The 19,075-nt window shown below is 65.8% G+C and carries 20 protein-coding genes and 1 tRNA gene; 10 read left to right on the forward strand and 11 right to left on the reverse strand.

Going from position 1 to position 19,075, the window contains the following annotated elements:
• The first annotated feature begins 101 nt into the window (after positions 1-101).
• On the forward strand, positions 102-1,694 hold the full coding sequence (locus tag AC6JAC_RS06285; RefSeq protein WP_497963966.1) for an amino acid permease: 1,593 nt from the start codon (positions 102-104) through the stop codon (positions 1,692-1,694).
• A gap of 62 nt (positions 1,695-1,756) precedes the next feature.
• Complete coding sequence (locus AC6JAC_RS06290; protein ID WP_028272762.1) at positions 1,757-2,362, forward strand: TetR/AcrR family transcriptional regulator; 606 nt, start codon at positions 1,757-1,759, stop codon at positions 2,360-2,362.
• A 76-nt stretch (positions 2,363-2,438) separates the two neighbouring features.
• Here AC6JAC_RS06290 and AC6JAC_RS06295 read toward each other — a convergent pair whose 3' ends face one another.
• The 4 genes from AC6JAC_RS06295 to AC6JAC_RS06310 all read right to left on the reverse strand — a co-directional run bounded on the left by AC6JAC_RS06295 (position 2,439) and on the right by AC6JAC_RS06310 (position 6,029).
• A complete protein-coding gene (locus tag AC6JAC_RS06295; RefSeq protein ID WP_497963968.1) occupies positions 2,439-3,074 on the reverse strand; it encodes a DUF2461 domain-containing protein in 636 nt (211 codons plus the stop codon).
• Positions 3,075-3,234: 160 nt separating this feature from the next.
• The gene (locus AC6JAC_RS06300) at positions 3,235-4,734 is read right to left on the reverse strand and encodes a catalase (protein ID WP_497963970.1); all 1,500 of its coding nucleotides are present in this window, start codon (positions 4,732-4,734) and stop codon (positions 3,235-3,237) included.
• 26 nt (positions 4,735-4,760) lie between these two features.
• Positions 4,761-5,228 carry a Fur family transcriptional regulator gene (locus AC6JAC_RS06305; protein ID WP_028269678.1) on the reverse strand — a complete coding sequence of 156 codons (468 nt, stop codon included), beginning with the start codon at positions 5,226-5,228 and terminating at the stop codon, positions 4,761-4,763.
• Between the two features lie 30 nt (positions 5,229-5,258).
• On the reverse strand, positions 5,259-6,029 hold the full coding sequence (locus tag AC6JAC_RS06310) for a hypothetical protein (protein WP_497963972.1): 771 nt from the start codon (positions 6,027-6,029) through the stop codon (positions 5,259-5,261).
• 114 nt (positions 6,030-6,143) lie between these two features.
• Between AC6JAC_RS06310 and AC6JAC_RS06315 the strand changes: the two genes are divergently transcribed.
• Together AC6JAC_RS06315 and htpX are read left to right on the forward strand one after the other, a co-directional pair.
• A complete protein-coding gene (locus tag AC6JAC_RS06315; protein WP_028269676.1) occupies positions 6,144-7,415 on the forward strand; it encodes an MFS transporter in 1,272 nt (423 codons plus the stop codon).
• 46 nt (positions 7,416-7,461) lie between these two features.
• Entirely contained in the window at positions 7,462-8,331 is an 870-nt protein-coding gene (gene htpX / locus AC6JAC_RS06320; protein WP_028269675.1) for a zinc metalloprotease HtpX, read from the forward strand.
• A gap of 134 nt (positions 8,332-8,465) precedes the next feature.
• Here the strand turns inward: htpX and AC6JAC_RS06325 are convergent, their stop codons facing one another.
• The gene (locus AC6JAC_RS06325) at positions 8,466-8,957 is read right to left on the reverse strand and encodes a YajQ family cyclic di-GMP-binding protein (RefSeq protein WP_003804256.1); all 492 of its coding nucleotides are present in this window, start codon (positions 8,955-8,957) and stop codon (positions 8,466-8,468) included.
• A 202-nt stretch (positions 8,958-9,159) separates the two neighbouring features.
• Here AC6JAC_RS06325 and AC6JAC_RS06330 point away from each other — a divergent pair, with 202 nt between their 5' ends.
• Together AC6JAC_RS06330 and AC6JAC_RS06335 are read left to right on the forward strand one after the other, a co-directional pair.
• Positions 9,160-9,414 (forward strand): hypothetical protein, encoded by a 255-nt coding sequence (locus tag AC6JAC_RS06330; RefSeq protein WP_497963975.1) that lies wholly within the window; start codon positions 9,160-9,162, stop codon positions 9,412-9,414.
• Between the two features lie 161 nt (positions 9,415-9,575).
• A tRNA-Tyr gene (locus AC6JAC_RS06335) sits at positions 9,576-9,657 on the forward strand.
• 162 nt (positions 9,658-9,819) lie between these two features.
• On the opposite strand, the gene AC6JAC_RS06340 is transcribed toward AC6JAC_RS06335, so the two are convergent.
• Positions 9,820-10,773, reverse strand: coding sequence for a LysM peptidoglycan-binding domain-containing protein (locus tag AC6JAC_RS06340; protein ID WP_497963977.1), 954 nt, complete (start codon positions 10,771-10,773; stop codon positions 9,820-9,822).
• A 592-nt stretch (positions 10,774-11,365) separates the two neighbouring features.
• Entirely contained in the window at positions 11,366-12,106 is a 741-nt protein-coding gene (locus tag AC6JAC_RS06345) for a potassium channel family protein (protein ID WP_497963979.1), read from the reverse strand.
• Between the two features lie 61 nt (positions 12,107-12,167).
• On the opposite strand from AC6JAC_RS06345, the gene AC6JAC_RS06350 reads away from it, so the two are divergent.
• A complete protein-coding gene (locus AC6JAC_RS06350) occupies positions 12,168-12,713 on the forward strand; it encodes an acyl-CoA thioesterase (RefSeq protein WP_497963981.1) in 546 nt (181 codons plus the stop codon).
• Between the two features lie 148 nt (positions 12,714-12,861).
• A complete protein-coding gene (trxA, locus tag AC6JAC_RS06355) occupies positions 12,862-13,275 on the forward strand; it encodes a thioredoxin (protein WP_390244796.1) in 414 nt (137 codons plus the stop codon).
• Between the two features lie 125 nt (positions 13,276-13,400).
• On the opposite strand, the gene AC6JAC_RS06360 is transcribed toward trxA, so the two are convergent.
• Entirely contained in the window at positions 13,401-13,679 is a 279-nt protein-coding gene (locus AC6JAC_RS06360; protein WP_028269669.1) for a putative quinol monooxygenase, read from the reverse strand.
• Between the two features lie 113 nt (positions 13,680-13,792).
• On the opposite strand from AC6JAC_RS06360, the gene AC6JAC_RS06365 reads away from it, so the two are divergent.
• Positions 13,793-15,469 (forward strand): AMP-binding protein, encoded by a 1,677-nt coding sequence (locus AC6JAC_RS06365; RefSeq protein WP_028269668.1) that lies wholly within the window; start codon positions 13,793-13,795, stop codon positions 15,467-15,469.
• 3 nt (positions 15,470-15,472) lie between these two features.
• Here the strand turns inward: AC6JAC_RS06365 and AC6JAC_RS06370 are convergent, their stop codons facing one another.
• The 3 genes from AC6JAC_RS06370 to AC6JAC_RS06380 all read right to left on the reverse strand — a co-directional run bounded on the left by AC6JAC_RS06370 (position 15,473) and on the right by AC6JAC_RS06380 (position 18,395).
• Complete coding sequence (locus tag AC6JAC_RS06370) at positions 15,473-16,279, reverse strand: ABC transporter permease (protein WP_497963984.1); 807 nt, start codon at positions 16,277-16,279, stop codon at positions 15,473-15,475.
• Positions 16,279-17,247 carry an ATP-binding cassette domain-containing protein gene (locus AC6JAC_RS06375; protein WP_497966773.1) on the reverse strand — a complete coding sequence of 323 codons (969 nt, stop codon included), beginning with the start codon at positions 17,245-17,247 and terminating at the stop codon, positions 16,279-16,281. Before AC6JAC_RS06375 ends, AC6JAC_RS06370 begins: the two co-directional genes overlap by 1 nt.
• Positions 17,248-17,414: 167 nt before the next feature.
• Positions 17,415-18,395 carry a DNA-3-methyladenine glycosylase family protein gene (locus AC6JAC_RS06380; RefSeq protein ID WP_497963986.1) on the reverse strand — a complete coding sequence of 327 codons (981 nt, stop codon included), beginning with the start codon at positions 18,393-18,395 and terminating at the stop codon, positions 17,415-17,417.
• Between the two features lie 234 nt (positions 18,396-18,629).
• On the opposite strand from AC6JAC_RS06380, the gene AC6JAC_RS06385 reads away from it, so the two are divergent.
• Positions 18,630-19,061 (forward strand): VOC family protein, encoded by a 432-nt coding sequence (locus tag AC6JAC_RS06385; protein ID WP_347899742.1) that lies wholly within the window; start codon positions 18,630-18,632, stop codon positions 19,059-19,061.
• Positions 19,062-19,075 lie beyond the last annotated feature (14 nt).

Raw genomic sequence — 19,075 nt, forward strand, 5'->3', positions numbered from 1 at the left:
ACGCGCGTCTCACTATCTGGGATAAATGTGACCGTCCACTGGATGGACACTACTCTTGATAAGTCTGTTTCCAGCAAGCTATCGAGATTGTGGACTTTCCTATGAACCTTTTCCGGACGAAATCCATCGAGCAGTCGATTGCCGACGCCGATGAACCCGGACGCAAGCTGAAGCGTTCCCTGAGCACGTGGGACCTCATGATCATGGGCGTCGCCGTCGCCGTTGGTGCCGGGATCTTCTCTGTCGGAGCCAAGGCCGCCGCGAATTTCGCCGGCCCCGCCGTGACAATTTCCTTCGCCATTGCCGCCGTCACGTGTGCGCTGGCCATCATGTGCTATGCCGAGTTTGCCACCGCCATTCCGGTGGCCGGTTCCGCCTACGTCTTCACCTACGCCACCATGGGTGAACTGCTGGCCTGGATCATCGGCTGGAACCTCATCCTGGAACTCTTCACCGCCGGTGCCGTCATCGCCAAGTACTGGGGCATCTACCTCAGCAAGGTCTTCGCGCTCATGGGCGTGGACATTCCGCCCGCCATCTCGCTCGGCGGCATCGACCTTTACTGGGGCGCCTTCCTGATCGTGGCCGTTTTCACCGTCCTGCTGGTGCTGGGGACAAAGCTGTCCGCCCGCGTTGGCAACATCTTCACCCTGATCAAGATCGCCGTCGTGCTGTTCGTCATCGTGGTCGGCTTCACCTACGTGAAGGTCGAGAACTATTCGCCGTTCGTTCCGGCCTCCGAACCCACGGCCGCCTCGGGCACCGCCGACGTACTCAAGCAGTCCTTCTTCGGGTTCCTGACCGGAGCCGTTCCGGCGCAGTACGGCACCCTGGGCATCTTCGCCGGCGCCGCGCTCGTCTTCTTCGCCTTCATCGGATTCGACGTCGTGGCCACCTCGGCCGAAGAGGTCAAGAACCCGCAGAAGACCCTGCCGCGCGGCATCTTCGGCGGCCTGGCGATTGTCACCGTCCTCTACATCCTGGTGTCACTCGCCTTGACCGGCATGGTGTCCTACACGGAGCTGGCCGAGGCCAAGAACCCCACACTGACCACCGCCTTCGAAGCCGTGGGCAACACCGACGCCGCCAAGGTCATCGCGTTCGGCTCTCTGGTGGGCCTCACCACGGTGATCATGGTGCTGCTGATGGGCCTGTCCCGCGTGGTCCTGGCCATGAGCCGCGACGGCCTGCTGCCGCGCTCGCTGTCCAAGACCAGCACCATCCGTGCGACGCCGGTCCGCCTCCAGATCATCTGTGGCGCGGCCGTGGCCGTCGTGGCAGGCCTGACCAACGTGGACCTGCTCGAAGAAATGATCAACATCGGCACGCTGTCCGCCTTTGTGATGGTCAGCCTGGGCATCCTGGTCCTGCGGAAGAAGCGCCCGGACCTGAAGCCGGCCTTCCGCGTCCCGTTCGGCAAGGTCCTCCCGGTGGTTTCCGCGCTGCTGTGCCTCTACCTGATGACCAACCTGGCAGTCGAGACGTGGATCTTCTTCGCCATCTGGCTGGTCATCGGCGTGGCCATCTACTTCTCCTACGGCCAGCGGCACTCCCGGCTGAACGAGAAGTTCGCGGAAGCCAAGGCCGCCGTCAACGGCGCCCCGAAAACCGCCCCGGAAGCCGCCCCCAAGGCCGCTTCGAAGGCCAACCCGGAGGACAAGGACGAGGACGAGGAAGCGCTCACGCGTAACTGATCTCACGCCGTCCCGCGGGCCCCGCGGAAGTCGCTCTGGCCATGACTCCATAAGATGGAGTCATGGCCAGAGCTGTTAAACCCGAGCGCAAGGCGGAGCTGCTGTCCGCCATCCAGGACTACCTGATGGACAAGACCCTGGCCGAGCTCACGTTCCGGAGCCTCGCAGAGGGCCTGGGCATCAGCTCCTACGTTCTGGTCTACCACTTCGGCAACCGGGAACAGCTGGTCAACGAGATCATCCGCTCCATCGAGTCCCGGCTGGACAGCATGCGCACCACGGACGTGCGCGACATTGACCGGGAGGCCTGGCGGTCCTTCCTGATGGAATCCTGGCAGTGGACCATGGCCCAGCGGAACCGGCACCTGGCAAGGCTGGAGTTCGAGGCCACCGCGCAGGACGTCGTGGCGGCCTCGCCCCGCGGAACAGCGCAGGACCACTTCCGCATGCTCCACGACAAAGCGCGCGACTGGCTGGTGGTACAGGGCATCCGACCCGAGTACGCGGACACCGACGCCCGCCTCTTCACCTCCACGTTCTACGGGCTGCAGTTCGATTTTGTGGTGATGAACCAGCCCGAGGAAGCGACCAAGGCTTTCGAACTGATGGTGGCCGTGTTCTTCTCGAACCTTGAGCACCGCCTGGCCACCGACGGCCAGCACGTCTGACGCCCAAGGGCACGTCTGACGCCCAAGGGCACGTCTGACGCCCAAGGGCACGTCTGACGCCTTAGGCGGTGTGAGTTTAGGGCGCGGCGTGGCGGCCCATCCATTCAACGAGCGGCCTCAGCTCGTCCCAGAGGCGGCCGATTTCCTCAGTGGCCGCAGGCGTGGACAGCCAGTCCGGTTCACCCAGCCCTTGGCTGGCGGACAGCGACTTGTGTTTGAGGAGCTCCGCCCGGGGATGGTCGCGCGGGAAGCCCCTGGGCACGGTCTTGAGCCGTTCCCCTTCCACAGTGAAGCCGGCCTCGGCAACCCTGCGGACGATCTGCTCCAAGGATTCGCCCGTTGCGGTGGCGTCCACGGAATTCCGGAAACGGGCAAGCTGGGCCGGTGAGCTCGAATGGCAGCCGCCGCCCACCAGGAGCCCGTCGGCGCTGATCTGCACGTAGTAGCCCACCCCCTCCTGGAACGATGCAAGGGCGCCCTGGGCCGTCTTGTACGGCGACTTGTCCGGGGAGAACCGGACGTCCCGGTTGGGCCGGAAAATCTTCGCGGGCCCGAACCTCGGCTCCAGCCCGGCCAACAGGGCAGTCAGCGGTTCCCGGACGAGCGTTTCGTAGCTGGGCTTGTGCTCCAGCCACCACTCCCGGTTGTTGTTCTGCTCAAGATCGGCATAAAAGCCGAAAGCAGCGGCGGGGATACCGGCGAATGTGTTCATGTAGGGAGCCTAGGGCGGCGTCGCCTGCCGGGCCAGTGGCCCGGGTCCCGTATGTGGAAAACGGCATGCGGACGCAGAACACCCCGCCGCGGATGGTCCGCAGCGGGGTGTTCAGGTGAATCGCAGTCAGCGGGACCGGGGGCGCCGCAGGACAACGAGGCTACAGCTTGTTGGCTGCCTCGGCGTCGGATTCTGTCTGGCCGGCGCCGAGGTTGGCGCGGAGTTTGGCGCCGAGGTCGGCGTCGACGTTGGTCCAGTACTGGATGGCGCGTTCCTTGATTTCGGGGGTTTTGACGCCGCCGACTGCACCGGTGATGGTGTCCAGCAGGCGGGCCTTGGCGCCGTCGTCGAACACTTCGCGGTACAGCGTGCCGGCCTGGCCGAAGTCGCCGTCTTCTGCGTGCAGGGAGTGTGCGGAGAGCGTCAGCTCGCCGTCGTTCTCCCAGCCGCCGCCGGCGACCGCGGGCTCAACGGCGGCGGGGCCGCCGACCGAGTTCGGGGCGTAGACCGGGACGGAGGGGGCGTTGAAGAGGTAACGTCCGGCGCCGTCCTGGCTGTAGTTGTTGACCTGGTTCTTGGGCTGGTTCACCGGGATCTGGGCGTGGTTGGTGCCCACGCGGTAGCGGTGCGCGTCGGCGTAGGAGAAGATGCGGGCCTGCAGCATCTTGTCCGGCGACGCGGCGATGCCCGGCACGAAGTTCGAGGGCGCGAAGGTGGCCTGCTCGATCTGCGCGAAGTAGTTCTCCGGGTTCCGGTTCAGTTCCATGGTGCCGACCTTGATCAGCGGGTAGTCCGCGTGCGGCCACACCTTGGTGAGGTCGAACGGGTTGAAGCGGTAGGTCTTGGCGTCCTCGTAGGGCATGACCTGGACGTGCAGGTCCCAGGAGGGGAAGTTGCCGGCGGCAATGTTTTCCTGCAGGTCGCGGATGTAGAAGTCCGCGTCCGACCCGGCCAGCTCTTCGGCGCGGTCGCCGGTGATGGTCTTCACGCCCTGGTTGGACTTGAAGTGGTACTTGACCCAGAAGCGCTCACCCTCGGCGTTGATCCACTGGTAGGTGTGCGAGCCGTAGCCCTGCATTTCGCGCCAGGAAGCCGGCAGGCCGCGGTCGCCCATGAGCCAGGTGACCTGGTGCGCGGACTCCGGGGACAGGGTCCAGAAGTCCCACTGCATGTCCGCGTCGCGCAGGTGGGTGCCCGGGAGGCGCTTCTGGGAGTGGATGAAGTCCGGGAACTTGATGCCGTCGCGGATGAAGAACACCGGGGTGTTGTTGCCCACGAGGTCGTAGTTGCCCTCGGAGGTGTAGAACTTCACGGCGAAGCCGCGGGGGTCCCGCCAGGTGTCGGGGGAGCCGTTCTCGCCGGCGACCGAGGAGAAGCGGATCAGCATCTCGGTCTCGACGCCGGGCTGCAGGAACGCGGCCTTGGTGTACTTGGAGACGTCCTCGGACGCCGTGAACTTACCGAACGCGCCGCCGCCCTTGGCGTGCACGACACGCTCCGGGACACGCTCGCGGTTGAACTGGGCGAGCTTCTCGATCAGGTAGTGGTCGGTCAGGATGATGGCGCCGTCAGCGCCGACAGCCTTCGAGTGTGCATCGGACGTGACGGGAGCACCGGACTGTGTGGTGGACACAGCGGGCGCAGAGATGTTCAAGGTCATCTTTCTCCTATGTTTGGGTTTGTTGCTTAGTTTCGTTCGGCGGGTAGCTTTTGGGTGCGCTGGCAGTCCTGGCAGATGCCCTGGTACATAACGTCAGCGATCTGGATGGTCATCGGCTCGGAGTTTTCGTCCCAGTGCGGCGTGAGGCAGGGCGCATGGCCCACGGCGCAGTCCACGTCTTCCACGCGCCCGCAACTGATACAGATGGCGTGGTGGTGGTTATCGCCCACCCGCGTCTCGTAGAGCGCAGGGGAGTGGGGCGGTTCGAACCGGCGCAGCATATGCAGGTCCGTGAGGTCCCCGAGGACTACATACACGGATTGCGCGGTCATCTCAGGCAGCTCCTCACGGGCGGCGGCAAGGATGCTTTCGGCCGGCGAGTGCGGGTGGTGTTCGACGGCGGTGAGGACCGCCAGCCGCTGTTTGGTCACCCGGCGGCCGTGGGCGCGCAGGGCGGCTGCCCATGCATCCTGGCCGGCCTCGTGAACTGTCATAGCCCCATTCAAGCACTTATTATGACTAAATCACAATAAGGCGAGGCTAATCTCCGGAGAATGGAGCAACATTTCAAAGGGGTTCACGGCTTCACCGGCGGAGCGGCCCAGCGCGTGCAGCTCCAGGCGCCCGTCCGTGACGGCGGTATCCGGCACGATGCAACTGAGGCCGGCGACGGCCTGGCGAAGCGCCAGGCCTTCCAACGCTGCGGCCAGCGCAAGTAGTTCCGCCGGGGCCACATCCTCGACGGACCCGAGGGGCCGTTCCGGGGACAGTACCGTGTGGTGGGACCCTGCCGGGGTCGACGGCGGCCATGTGCGGATGGCGGGCAGCGGCGCACCGGAATCCGGGCTCGCCTCCGGGCGTGCCGCAGAAGCTGCCGCCTTCAGCAACGCGGTGCGCAGGCCGGCGTCGTACTTGTCCAGGTCCTGGTCCGACGCGGGCTTCCTGCGCTGCGCAGGCAGGGAGAGTTGTTCCGCCGGGGTGACCGGTTCACCGTCCCAGCGGCCGAAAAGGTGGAACGTGGGGGTGGAGGATTCCGCCGCCGGCTCGCCGATCGAAGCGCCGAGCGAATGCCAGCGGTGTGCGAAGAGCAAAGTGCAGGTATCAGCGCCGAGGACGTCGGCCAATGCCCTGCGGGCAGCATTGTGGCAGCGCAGCCAGTCGGCCGCCGATCGGTGGTCCAGGGCCGTTGCCGGATCGCTGAGGCGGATCATCAGGTGGCCGGAAGTCAGCGGAGTGCGCGGCCGGGTGACCTCCCAGACCGACGAGCCGAAAAGCAGCCGCCTGGACAACTGCATGCGCACTCCCTCCACCGTGGTGATTCCCGCCCGGGACTCACCCCGAGACTATCAAGGCCAAGGTAAACACCCGGGAGCCCCGGTTCCGCAGGCGCCCGCGGCTAGAGTTGCCCAGTGGCAAAACTTCTGGCTGACCTCACCCCGCTGCGCGAAAGCCCCGATTTCCGCCGGCTCTGGCTCGGATCCGCCGTCTCCAACCTCGGCAGCCAGCTGACCCTGGTTGCGGTGAGCCTGGAGGTGTACCGGCTGACGCAGGACAGCCTCTACGTGGGGCTCCTGAGTATTTTCGCGCTGGTTCCCCTGGTGCTGGGCGGACTGCTGGGCGGCTCCATCGCCGATGCCCACGACCGCCGCAGGGTGGCCCTCCTGGCGACCAGCGTGCTGTGGCTGACCACGGCCGCGCTGGCCGCACAGGCCTGGCTGGCGGTGGGGAACGTGTGGCTGCTGTACGCTCTGGTGGCCGTCCAGAGCGGCGCGCAGGCCATCAACCAGCCGGCCCGCAGCGCCATCATCCCGATGCTGGTCCGCAAGGAACTGCTGCCGGCGGCCAACGCTTTGAGCCTGATCAGCTTCGGCCTGGCCATGACGGCCGGTCCGCTCCTGGCCGGCGTTCTGGTGGCGTGGGTCGGCTTCGGCTGGACCTACACGCTGGACGTGGTGAGCTTCGTGTTTGCCTTCTGGGCACTGCTGAAGCTGCCGCCCATGCCGCCGGGCAAGGAGGCGCACCGCGCCGGCCTCCGTTCCGTCGTCGAGGGTTTCCGTTTCCTGGGCACGCGCCCGAACCTGCGGATGACGTTCGTGATCGACCTCGTGGCCATGATCTTCGCCCAGCCGCGGGCACTGATGCCGGCGATCGGCGCGGTGATGATCGGGGGCGGCGAAGCCACCGTGGGCGTGCTCCTGGCGTCCACGGCTGTTGGTGCGTTCCTGGCCGGGCTGTTCTCCGGGCCGCTGGGCGGTATCCGGCGGCAGGGCAGCGCGGTGGTGTGGTCCGTTATGGGCTGGGGTGCGTCCATCGCCGGCTTCGGGCTGGTGGTGGTATTGGCCGGGCGCTCCGGGGTGGACGGTGTGACGTGGTGGTTGCTGCCCGCCGCGCTCTGCTGCGCATTGGCTGGCATTTCGGATTCCGTGAGCGCCGTCTTCCGTACCACCATCCTCCAGGCGGCGACGCCGGACCACCTGCGCGGGCGGCTCCAGGGCGTGTTTGTGGTGGTGGTGGCAGGCGGCCCGAGGATCGGCGACATGCTGGCCGGCGGCGGCACTAAACTTTTGAGTGAAGGTTGGGTTTTGTTGCTGGGCGGCCTGTTGTGCATCGCCGTGGCTTGGGCGGTGGCACGCTGGCAGTCCGGTTTCCTGAAGTACGACGCGCGGAACCCCGTTCCGTAGCGGCACGTTAGTCAGGAACAACGGGGGAACTTCGTGAGGAGGCACAGTGCATAATCACCACAACGGACTGAAGACCGCGGCGCTGTTCGGGGTGCTCTGGGCGGTGCTGCTGGGGCTGGGCGCCGTGATCGGCAGCAGCATGCGGAGCACCACCCCCATCTGGATCATGGCGCTGGTGGGCGTGGGCACCACAGCTTACGGGTACTGGAACAGCGACAAGATCGCCCTCCGGTCCATGCAGGCCTACCCCGTCACCGAGGAACAGGCCCCCCAGCTTTACCAGATTGTCCGTGAGCTCTCGGCCAAGGCCAGCCAGCCCATGCCGCGGATCTATGTTTCGCCCACGCCTGCGCCGAACGCCTTTGCCACCGGACGGAACCCGCAGAACGCCGCGGTCTGCTGCACCGAGGGCATCCTGCGGCTGCTGAGCACCCGCGAGCTTCGCGGCGTGCTGGGCCACGAGCTCATGCACGTCTACAACCGGGACATCCTCACGTCGTCCGTGGCTGCGGCCGTGGCCGGTGTGATCACCTCGGTGGGGCAGATGCTGCTGTTCTTCGGCGGCGGGGACCGGCGCAACTCCAACCCGTTCGCGATGCTCGCCATGGCCCTGCTTGCCCCGCTGGCGGCGATGGTGATCCAGTCGGCCATCTCCCGGACCAGGGAGTACGACGCCGACGAGGACGGCTCCGCGCTCACCGGCGATCCGCTGGCGCTCGCCTCAGCCCTGCGCAAGATCCATCAGGGCGTCCAGATGGTGCCGCTCCCGCAGGACCAGAAGCTGGTGAACACCTCGCACCTGATGATCGCCAACCCGTTCCGTGGCGGCGGCATGAGCAGGATGTTCGCAACGCATCCGGCCATGCAGGACCGCATCGCCCGGCTGGAACTGATGGCGCGCGGACCCCTCAGCTGAGCTGCCGCCGTCGTACTTCCGACGCGCAAAGTGGTTCCCGACGCGCAAAAAGGCTGGCGACACCCGTATATCGGTGTCGCCAGCCTTTTTGCGTGGCGTGTGGAATTTTGCGCGTCGAAAACGGCGGCCGCGGTCTAGCTGCGGAAGTTGACGAACTGCAGGTCGGCCTCGTCAAAGTCCTTCAGGAGGGCCATGGTGGCCTGGAGATCATCGCGGGACTTGGACGTCACCCGGAGTTCATCGCCCTGGATCTGGGACTTGACGGACTTCGGCGCCTCGTCGCGGATCAGCTTGTTGATCTTCTTGGCGAGGTCCTGGGCGATGCCCTCCTTGATGGAGGCTTCCAGCCGGTATTCCTTGCCGGATGCGTAGGGCTCGCCGGTGTCCAGCGACTTCAGGGAGATCCCGCGACGGATGAGCTTGGACTGCAGAACGTCCAGGACGGCGAGCACGCGCTCTTCGGAATTGGCCTTCATCAGGATCTTTTCACCGCTGAAATCGACCTCTGCGCCAACGCCCTTGAAGTCGTAGCGCTGGGCCAGTTCCTTCTGCGCCTGGTTCAGCGCGTTGGCAACTTCCTGCTTGTCTACCTTGCTGACGACGTCGAATGTGGATTCGCCTGCCATAACTGTCCTCCTGCTGATCGCCTGGATGCCCCTTCAGGGGCGGTGCTGTCTGCATTCCAGCCTAGTACGGATGGCGTCCAAGTGAAGGCCCGGGTCCGCTCCGCCCGATTCACAGTTTCCTCATAGCGGACACATGGCGGGAACGAAGTCTTGGGCCCCAGAGTTGGAGGTGTTGGAAGAGTTGCCCCGGAAGGAACCCGCCATGCACCAGAAAGCCGTCCGCTACGTCACCCGCTCGACTGCCGCGGCCGCCACCACGCTCGCCACCGCAGCCACCTCCGTCGCAGCCGCCGCGGTGGCTGCCTCCATCATCCTGAGCCCCGTAGCAGATGCTCCTTCCCGGCTGGACGGCGTCCACTCGGATCTGATGCGGGCGGTGCAGCTGAACCAGATCACCGAGGAGCAGGCTGCGAAGTTCGAAGCGAAACTGGCCGGACGCATTCTTGGTGAAGCCTGATTTTTGGCGGAATTCCGGGGTATTTGGCGGCCTTCGCTGCTCGATTCGATTCTTCGGCAGAAGTTCTGTAAAGTTGTCTTGCCCGCGGTTACTGGAAGCGAAACGGACTGGAAACAGCCGTTCTGAACATAGCAGCCGCGAGTGATCTTCTTTTGAAGTTCGGCAGATTACCCGAGCGGCCAAAGGGGGCTGACTGTAAATCAGCTGGCAACGCCTACGGGGGTTCGAATCCCTCATCTGCCACCCAAGGAAAAGTCTCCGGAACCACCAGGTTCCGGAGACTTTTCTGTTTAAGCGCTTGGACCTTATGGGCCAGGGCGGCCTTCCGGCAGAGCCTTGTCCGTGGCTCCCGGCCTTGAAGGTTCGGAACCGCGGACAAGCCTAGGACCCTTGGTTGAGGGGACCCTAGTTGAGTCCGATCACCAGCATCTGGTTGGTTCCCGGGATGCAGGTCTGCAGGATGACCCGCGGGAAGCCGCCGAAGATCGCAGAGACATTGTTGGTGGTGCCCGGATTCGGCACCTGTCCGCGTCCGACGACGGTGTAGGTCCCGTAGCCCGGAATGCTGACAGTTTCGCCGACGCCGATCCCCGAGAACCGTGCCCACCCGCCGCAGAAGTCGTGCTCCGTGATGAAAAGGGCGTAGGCATCGGTCGGGGTGAAATGGATGGGGCCGATGCAGGCGTCCACCATGGACTGGCCGCCGGCACCCGCCACATAGATCGTGCGGACGGCAGGAGCCGGGGCAGGTGCCGGAGCGGGGGCTGGCGCCGGGGCCGGGGCCGGCGCCACCGCTGGTGCCGGAGCAGCCGCGGGTGCGGGTGCCGGTGCGGCGACGGCGGGTCCCGTCAGCTTGAGCACCTGCCCGGGCACGATCGGTGAGTACACGCCCAGGCCGTTGGCCGCCAGCATGGCGTTCATGTCGACGCCGAAGCGGGCTGCTATGGCCCCCACGGTGTCGCCGGCTGCCACGGTGTACAGGTTGGACTCTTCCGGAGCCGGAGCCGGAGCCGGAGCCGGGGCTGGAGCCGGTTCCGGGGCAGGTGCCGGTTCGGCGGCCGGGGCTGGCGGCGCAGCGGCTTCGGGGACGGCGGCGACGGCCGCCTCCGGCGTCCCCGCACCTGCTGTCGCCGGCCTGTCTGCGGATTTGTCTGCTTCTGGTGCGGGTGCCGTCACTGCCTGGGCGTCGCTGACGCGGGACGTCTGCGCTGCGGCGGAGTAGCCGACGGCAGTCAATGCGACTGCCGTGACTACGGCGCCCGCGGCCAGCAGTGTCCTCAGCCTGGTGGCGGTGGCGCTACTTTTTGTGGTGGTTGGGGCAGGTGAGCTGCCCCCGGAGTAAAGCTCGTTTTGATCCATCGGTTCCCCCCGAGAGTCAATTGCCTTGGGGTCAACAGGACAGCGGGCCCCAGGGTGGCGGTGCGCCGGAAGCCGGCCGCGTGATAGTGCGGCCGCTGCATGGAGGCGCATGAAGTGACCTGCCGAAACGTTGAGTAATTTCGGAGGCCGAGTGATTAGACCCATGCCCACGTGGTGGCCATGTGTAATTCCGGAATGCTGCTTTCCCTAGGAATATCGAGTCTATGAATGGGGTGTAATCACTGCACGAGTGGGAATTACCCGACTATTTGTGCGCGGCACCCGCGGCCGTGCGGTGGGTACCTAACGGCTTCGCTATTCGACGGCGGGAACACTCGCAAAGGGGCGGAAGGCTACTCGCCCCGACGCAGGTATGCCTGTACTTTCATGCTATCCAGGGCCAGCGGGCGCCTCGCCTACGTGAGTGCGGCCTGGCTGGTTAATTAGTTAGCCCGGGGGCTAATGCAGAATATTGACGGAATCTTGCTGGTTTATCTAATTCACCCGTTTGGACTAATTGCACGAAAAAGGCAGTCAGCGGATCCGGATGTCCGATGACTGCCTTTCTGGAATTCGCACTCCCTGCGGGGAATTAAGTCTCGTTTTGGCGTTCGCGGCGCAGTTCCGCCAATTCCTGGCGCAGGGCGGCCACTTCCACCAGCAGTTCGCGGACGTCCGCGCGGACGGGAAGTTCGGCCGATTCCACCGCCGCTTCCGTGTTTTCCTCGACCCTTTGCACCAGCCTGGAAGCAATGGAGGCCGTGACCACACCCAGCACTGCGATGCCGCTCATCATCAGGGCCGCGGCAACCATGCGGCCAATCGGGGTGACGGGAAAGAGGTCCCCGTAGCCCACTGTGGTGATGGTGGTGATGGCCCACCAGGCGGCGTCCCCGAATGTGAGGATCTTGGCGTCAGGGGCGTTTTGTTCGACGTCGAGGACGGCCAGGGCGCCGACGAACACCAGCAGGACAGCGGAGCCGGCCACGTAAGTGACCACGCGGCCACGAAGTGTCTCGCCCACCGTCCGGTGCAGAACGGAGAGCAGGGTGACCAGCCGGAGCAGCCGGAGCGGCCGGAAGAACGGCAGGGCAACGATCAGCAGCTCGTGCAGGTTGAGGATGAACCAGCGCTTCCTGTTGTCCGCGAGCCACAGGTTGGCGGCATAGTCGGCAGCGAAGACAGCCCAGGTGATCCACATGACGCCTTCAAGGACGTCGGCCTGCCGCCCTTCGATGTGGCCGATCACCTGCCAGGCGTAGGCAGTCAGGAAAACGAGTGCGGTTCCCATCAGGGGCCACTCGGCGATGTCCCTGTAGCGTTGCTGCGTCATGCTGAAATCCTAAGGGCGGCGGCTCTTGGCCACTGATATTACTGGTGGGTAACATGGGTTCATGCACCTCCTCTTGCGAACACTCCTGCTCCTTTTCACTTCTTCCCGCAGGCCGCCCCTGAGTATCTGGGGCAGCTCCTCGCTGCAGCTGCGCGTATTGCCCACAGACATCGACATCGCCATGCACGTCAACAACGGGATGTACTTCTCGCTGATGGATCTGGGCCGGTTTGACCTCATGGCGCGGAGCGGAACCTGGAAGAAGATGCGCCGGCGTGGCTGGTCGCCCGTGGCCGCGGGGGAGACCATCGCCTTCCGGAAGTCCCTGCAGCTGTGGCAGCAGTACACCATCGAAACCCGCATCATCGGGCTGGACACCAAGGCCATCTACTTCGAGCAGCGCATGGTGGCGGACGGCGAAATCTATGCCCGCGCCTACATTGCCACGAGGCTGGTCAGCAAGGGGAAACCGGTCAGCCAGGAAGAGATCTTCCGGGAGTTCGGCGAGCCGCCGGCCGGACTCGAACTGCCGGAGTGGATCCACGAGTGGCGCGAAACCAACGCGCTGCCCGGCTCCCGCCGCGAGGCCCCCCACGTCTGGCACTGAAGCCTTGCAGCTGGCGCGGCGCCGGGACGTGGGCGCCGGAACGCGGGGGCCGGGACGCGGGCGCCGGGCGACAGCGCTCGCACGCCAGGAGGTGTGCCATGAGCGAAACGATCGGGACATCACCGGGCGGCTCGCGTACCGTTGACCCATGGCTACCGTAGACATTACAGGTGAACAGTTCGCATCAACCGTCGAGAACAACGACATCGTCCTCGTTGATTTCTGGGCCGAATGGTGTGGTCCCTGCAAGCAGTTTGGACCCACCTATTCCGCAGTATCCGAGAAGCACCCGGACGTCGTCTTCTCCAAGGTGGACACCGAAGCCGAACAGCAGCTGGCCGCCGAGGCAGGAATCACGTCCATCCCCACGCTGATGGCCTTCCGCGAAAAGGTGCTGGTGTTCTCGCAGCCCGGCGCGCTGAACGCCCAGCAGCTGGAACAGGTGGTTGACGCCGTCAAGGCACTGGACATGGAAGAAGTCCACGCGCACGTGGCACGCTCGCAGGCTGAGGCGGCCGCGGCTGCCGGCAAGCAGGACGGCACGCAGATTCCCGAGGCCTAAAACCCCGCTGCACAATGACTTAAAATCCAACGCGGGGCCGCTTCAGCCGATGAACCCAAGGTTCATGCCGGCGAAGCGGCCCCGCGTTGTTTTGTTCGGGAAGTAGTTCAGGAAGGCGGCGGGCGCTACAGCCGTTCGAGCTGGACAGGTTCGGCCAGCAGCGCGCTCAGCGACTCGTTGAGGTCCTGGACGGCGGTGCCCTTGGAATGCTTCGCCAGGTCCTCCTCCGAGGCCCACTGCTCAGTCAGCACCAGCTTTTCCTCGGTGGCCTCCGTCAGTTCATACCGGATGCAGCCGGGCTCATTCACCACCTCGTCGATCGCGATTTCGAGGGCGAGCTTCACGCGGAAGAATTCGCCGTCGTTGGGGATGAACGTTGCCTTCAGGTCAATCGGTGCACTCATGCGTTTCACCCTACCGGGCCGCGGCCTGCCGTCCCGAAATATTTTGTAGGGCTTCCTAGTTTTTCGCGTCCCTTACGCTTCTTTTACCGGTGGTCTGTTGGTAGCGTGCCAGCATGCGCGCTTATACAGCCGGGGACACTGACGTCCCGCTGCTTGACGAGACCATCGGCCAGAACTTCGAGCGGATCGTGGCCAGCTTTCCGTTCCACGACGCCCTGATTGAGGCGGCTCCCGTCCCCGGCGCCGATGCCCGCCGGTGGAGTTACACCAAACTGAACGACGACGTCGACAGGCTGGCCCGCGCGCTGCTCGCCCGGGGCGTCGCGGCGGGGGAGCGGATCGGCATCTGGAGTCCCAACTGCGCGGAATGGACCATCCTGCAGTACGCCACGGCCAAGATCGGCGCGATCCTCGTCAACGTGAACCCGGCGTACCGGAGCCATGAACTGGAGTTCGTGGTCAGGCAGAACGGCATGAGGATGCTGGTGGCGGCACCGTCGGACCGGAGCAGCGACTACACCGGGATGGCCCGGCAGGCCCTCGCCGAATGCCCGGAACTGAAGGAACTTGTCTTCCTGCCGGACGGCGGCCAGCCTCAGCTGCAGGCGGGGGATCCTGAAACTGAGGCGGAAATGACGTATGCCGAGCTGCTCAAGCGGGCAGACGACGTCGGGCATTCCGTCCTGAAGGCCCGCCTGGCGGGGCTGGACCCGGACGACCCCATCAACCTGCAGTACACCTCGGGCACCACCGGGTTCCCCAAGGGCGCAACGCTGACACACCGCAACATCCTGAACAACGGGTATTCCATCGGTGAGCTGCTGGGATACACGGAGCATGACCGGGTGGTGATTCCGGTGCCCTTCTACCACTGCTTCGGGATGGTGATCGGGAACCTCAACGCCCTAAGCCACGGCGCGGCCACCATCATTCCGGGACGCTCTTTCACTCCGGCGGCGGCGCTGGAAGCGGTCCAGGACTTCGGCGGGACGTCCCTGTACGGCGTGCCCACCATGTTCATCGGCGAACTCGCGCTGCCGGACTTCGCCTCGTACGACCTGTCCACGCTCCGCACCGGCGTCATGGCCGGGTCCCCGTGTCCCATCGAGGTGATGAACCGGGTCATCACGGAGATGAACATGACGGATGTGGCCATCTGCTACGGCATGACGGAAACGTCCCCGGTGTCCACCATGACCCGGGCCGGTGACACCATGCAGCAGCGCACGGAGACCGTCGGCCGGACCATGCCGCAGCTCGAGAGCCAGGTAGTTGACCCGGTGACGGGCAGCGTGCTGGAGCGCGGGCAGATCGGCGAGCTGTGCACCCGCGGCTACGCGGTGATGAAGGGGTACTGGAACCAGCCGGACAAGACCGCCGAGGCCATTGACGCGGACGGCTGGATGCACACCGGCGACCTGGCCCGCATGGACGAGGACGGGTATGTGGTGATCGAGGGCCGGATCAAGGACATGGTGATCCGTGGCGGCGAGAACATCTACCCGCGCGAGATCGAGGAATTCCTGTACACCCACCCCTCGATCCAGGACGTCCAGGTGATCGGCGTCCCCGACGCCAAGTACGGTGAGGAACTCATGGCCTGCATCATCCTCAAGCCCGGCGCGGAGCCGCTGGACGTACCCGCCGTCGCCGAGTTCTGCCGGGGGAGGCTGGCCCACTACAAGATCCCGCGCTACGTGGAGGTCCGCGACAGCTTCCCGATGACCGTTTCCGGAAAGATCCGGAAGGTGGAGATGCGGCAGGAGGCCGTGGCCCGGCTGGGACTGTGACCCCTAGCTGATGTTGCGGTTGATCGCACGGACTCCCACCACAAGTCCGACGGCGGCAGTCACCGCCGCGGCGATGAGTCCCAGGAGCGTGTCCGCGCCGACGTTGCCCGCGAACAGCTCCCGCTCGGCGTTGACCAGGTAGGTGAGCGGATTGAACTGGCTGGCCACCTTCATCCAGCCCGGGCCGGCTTCGATGGGCAGCATGATGCCGGAAAGGATCATGAGCGGGAACAGCAGCGTTTGCTGCACGCCCCAGAAGATCCACTCCTTGTTCTGCGAGACCAGGGCCAGCGAGTAGGACAGTGCGCCAAGCCCGATGCCGAAGATGCACAGGACAACGAGCCCGAACAACACGTGCAGCGGATGGAACACGAAGCCGAACGGGATGCAGACGAGGGCTATGAGTAAGCCCTGCACCACGAGCGGCGCCCATTCCTTCAGGGCCCGCCCGATCATCAGGGATGACCGGGACAGCGGCGTGGCGAGGATCCGCTCGTACGAGCCCGTCATCAGTTCGTACTGCAGGTTGGAGCCGGTCATGGACGTCCCGAAGAGGGCAATCATCACCACCACGCCGGGCAGGAACCACTGCAGCGTGGACTGTCCGCCGAACGCCGGCGCGCCCACGGCGGAGCCGAGCAGCGGGCCGAACAGTCCCAGGAAGACGAGGGGCTGAAGCAGCGAGAAGACCAGCGAGAAGGGGTCGCGCAGCGGCAGCAGCATCTCACGCCAGAACACGTACTTCGTGTCATGCAGGACCCGGCCGAGGCCCGGCTTCTTCAGGACCTCCGGAACTGGCTGCGCGGTCATCAGCGGTTTGCTCCTTCCCTGAGGTTCCGGCCGGTCAGCTCGAGGAACACGTCGTCCAGGGTGGGCGGTTTGAGCTCCAGGGACTGGGCGGGAGCGCCGGCGTCGTCCATTTCCTTCAGCAAGGCGGGCGCCAGCCGGGCGCCTTCGGTGAGCCGGAGACGGAAGCTGACCACGCCGTCGTGCGTGTTTTCCTGGACGTCACCGCCGGCGGCGGCGCGCCCCAGCAGCCCGCGGACGCCTGCCGCTGCCCCGGCCGCCACCTCCACGGCCAGCAGGTCCCCGGCCAGGTTGGCCTTGAGGCGGGCTGCGGTGTCGTCGGCGATGATCCGGCCGTGGTCGATGACGATGACCCGCTCGGACATCGAATCGGCCTCGTCCATGTAGTGCGTGGTGAGGACGACGGTGGTCCCGTGCTCGGCGCGCAGCCGCATGATGTGTTCCCACAGGTTGGCCCTGTTCTGCGGGTCCATGCCGGTGGAGGGTTCGTCGAGGAACAGCAGGTGCGGTGAGTGCATGAGGCCCAGGGCCACGTCCATCCGGCGCCGCTGCCCGCCGGAGAGCTTGATGACCGTGCGTTTGGCGAGGTCGGCCAGGTCCAGGGACGTCAGGAGTTCCCGGGCGCGGGCCGCGGCATCGGTGGTGTTCATCCCGTAGAAGCGGCCCTGCATGACCAGTTCGTCAATCACCCGGAAACTGTGGCCGCCGCCGTTGCCCTGGCCGATATAGCCGATCCGGGCCCGCACCCCGGCCGGGTCTGCCGTTACGTCGACGCCGGCTACAGCCGCCGTGCCCGAGGTGGGCCGGAGCAGCGTGGTCAGCATCCGCAGGGTGGTGGACTTGCCCGCGCCGTTGGGGCCAAGGAAGGCCACGAGTTCGCCCGGGGCGACGTCGATGTCGACGCCCTTGACGGCCTCGATGGTTTCCTTCTTGACCGTGAAGTTCTTGGTGAGTTTCCGGGTGTGAATCACGGTGTGCTCCAGGCTGCGGGTCACCGGCGTTCCGGCTGCCGGACGCCATGGCGCCACGCTATACCCGTCCGGCGGGGGCGTCCACAGGAGCGGGCCGCAAGTGCCCGTCCGCGGCCTGTGGTTCGCGCCGCCGTAGTCCGTGCCTCTGTGGTTCGCGGTCTGTGGGTCTAGTGCTGGCGGTGGTCCTGGATGGTCATGCGGGGGCCGAACGTGGGTTTCCGGAAGCCGCTGAGCCCGATCATTCGCACCACCCGCTGACGGTGTCCCTGCCACGGCGCCAGCAGCTGCAGCATCCCGGCGTCATCAGTCCTCCGCCCGGTCAGCGCGGCTCCCACGTAGGCCGCGAGGTGGTAGTCGCCCACCGCGATGGAGTCCGGGCAGCCGTGGGTTCTCTGGACCACCTCCGCCGTGGTCCAGATGCCGATGCCCGGAATGGTCTGCATCCTGGCCGACGCTTCCGCAGCGGGCACCTTCGCCAGGCGTTCAAGGGCGACGGCGGAACGCAGCGCCCGCATGACCGTTGCCGAACGCTGCGGTCCCACACCGGCCTTGTGCCACTCCCATGACGGGACCCGCAGCCACTGCTCCGGGGTGGGCTGAAGCCGAAGCCCTGCGGGTGCGGCCGTGCCCGCGCCCGGCGCCGCGGTGCCGAAGCGGTACACCAGGTAGCGGTAACCCCGCCGCGCTTCGATGACCGTGACCTTCTGCTCAAGAATGGTGGGCACCAGCGAGTCAATCATCCGGCCGGTGGCCGGGAGCCGCAGCCCCAGGTTCCGGCGTCGGGCCTCCACCACCATCCGGGGGAGCGTGGCATGGAACTCCGGGTGGTCAAAAGCGGACCAGTCGTCCCCGCTGCCCAGCAGCCGCGGCGCGGCGGCCACGGCCTCCTCGGAACCCGGGCCCCAGGCCTGAACGTCGACTGCCGGTTCGCGGGGGTCCCCGGAAGTGGACAGACGCAGGGACACCGGGCCCCCCGCCGTCGTGAACGCCATCCAGAGCCCGTCCGGCCCCGAGGCAAAAGCCGGATCACCGTTGCCGCGCATCAGTGTTCCGAGGGACTGCAGCAGGCTGAAGGGGCCGCCGGGATGCCACCGCAGCGAGGCGTCCGCCGCGACGGCCAGGCCGGCGGGGACGTCTGCGATGGTCATTGAACAATCGTCCCACGCGGGGCTGACAGCGCCAGAAATCAGCAGCGCCGGAAAACAGCAGCGCCGGAAAACAGCAGTGCCGGAAAACAGCAGTGCCGGAATCAGCAGTGCCGGAAACGGGCAAGGCCAAACGGCCCTGCCCGGCAGGTGTGCCCGGGCCTAGACTCCAGTTGTGGCGCGGACCGCCCGCGCCTGGCCCTGTGGGGCCGGACTGTGGAATACCAGGTGAGAACAGTGGCCGGAGGAGTGGTGCACTTCGAGATCCCCGCGGACGACGAAAACCGCGCACGGGACTTCTACACATCCGCTTTCGGATGGGAATTTCAGGTCATGCCCGAAATGGAATACAGCCTTGCGACGACAACGCCGATGGACGAAACGGGCAGGCCCGCTGTTCCCGGGTCCATCAACGGCGGGCTGTTCAGGCGCGGGGACCTGACCGCCCCGGTTGTCACTGTTGACGTCGAGGACATTGACGCGGCGCTGGAGAAGATCGCGGCCCTGGGCGGTGCGGTCCACCGGGGCAAAATGGAGGTTCCGGGCATGGGATGGAACGCGTATTTCAAAGACAGCGAAGGCAACATCGTGGGCCTGTGGCAGAACGCCGAACCCGGTTCCAATCCTGCCGGCAGCTCCGACGCCGCAGCGAACGACATCGGAGCGTAGCGCCTCAGCGCATC

Source organism: Arthrobacter sp. KUASC02 (assembly GCF_059739395.1).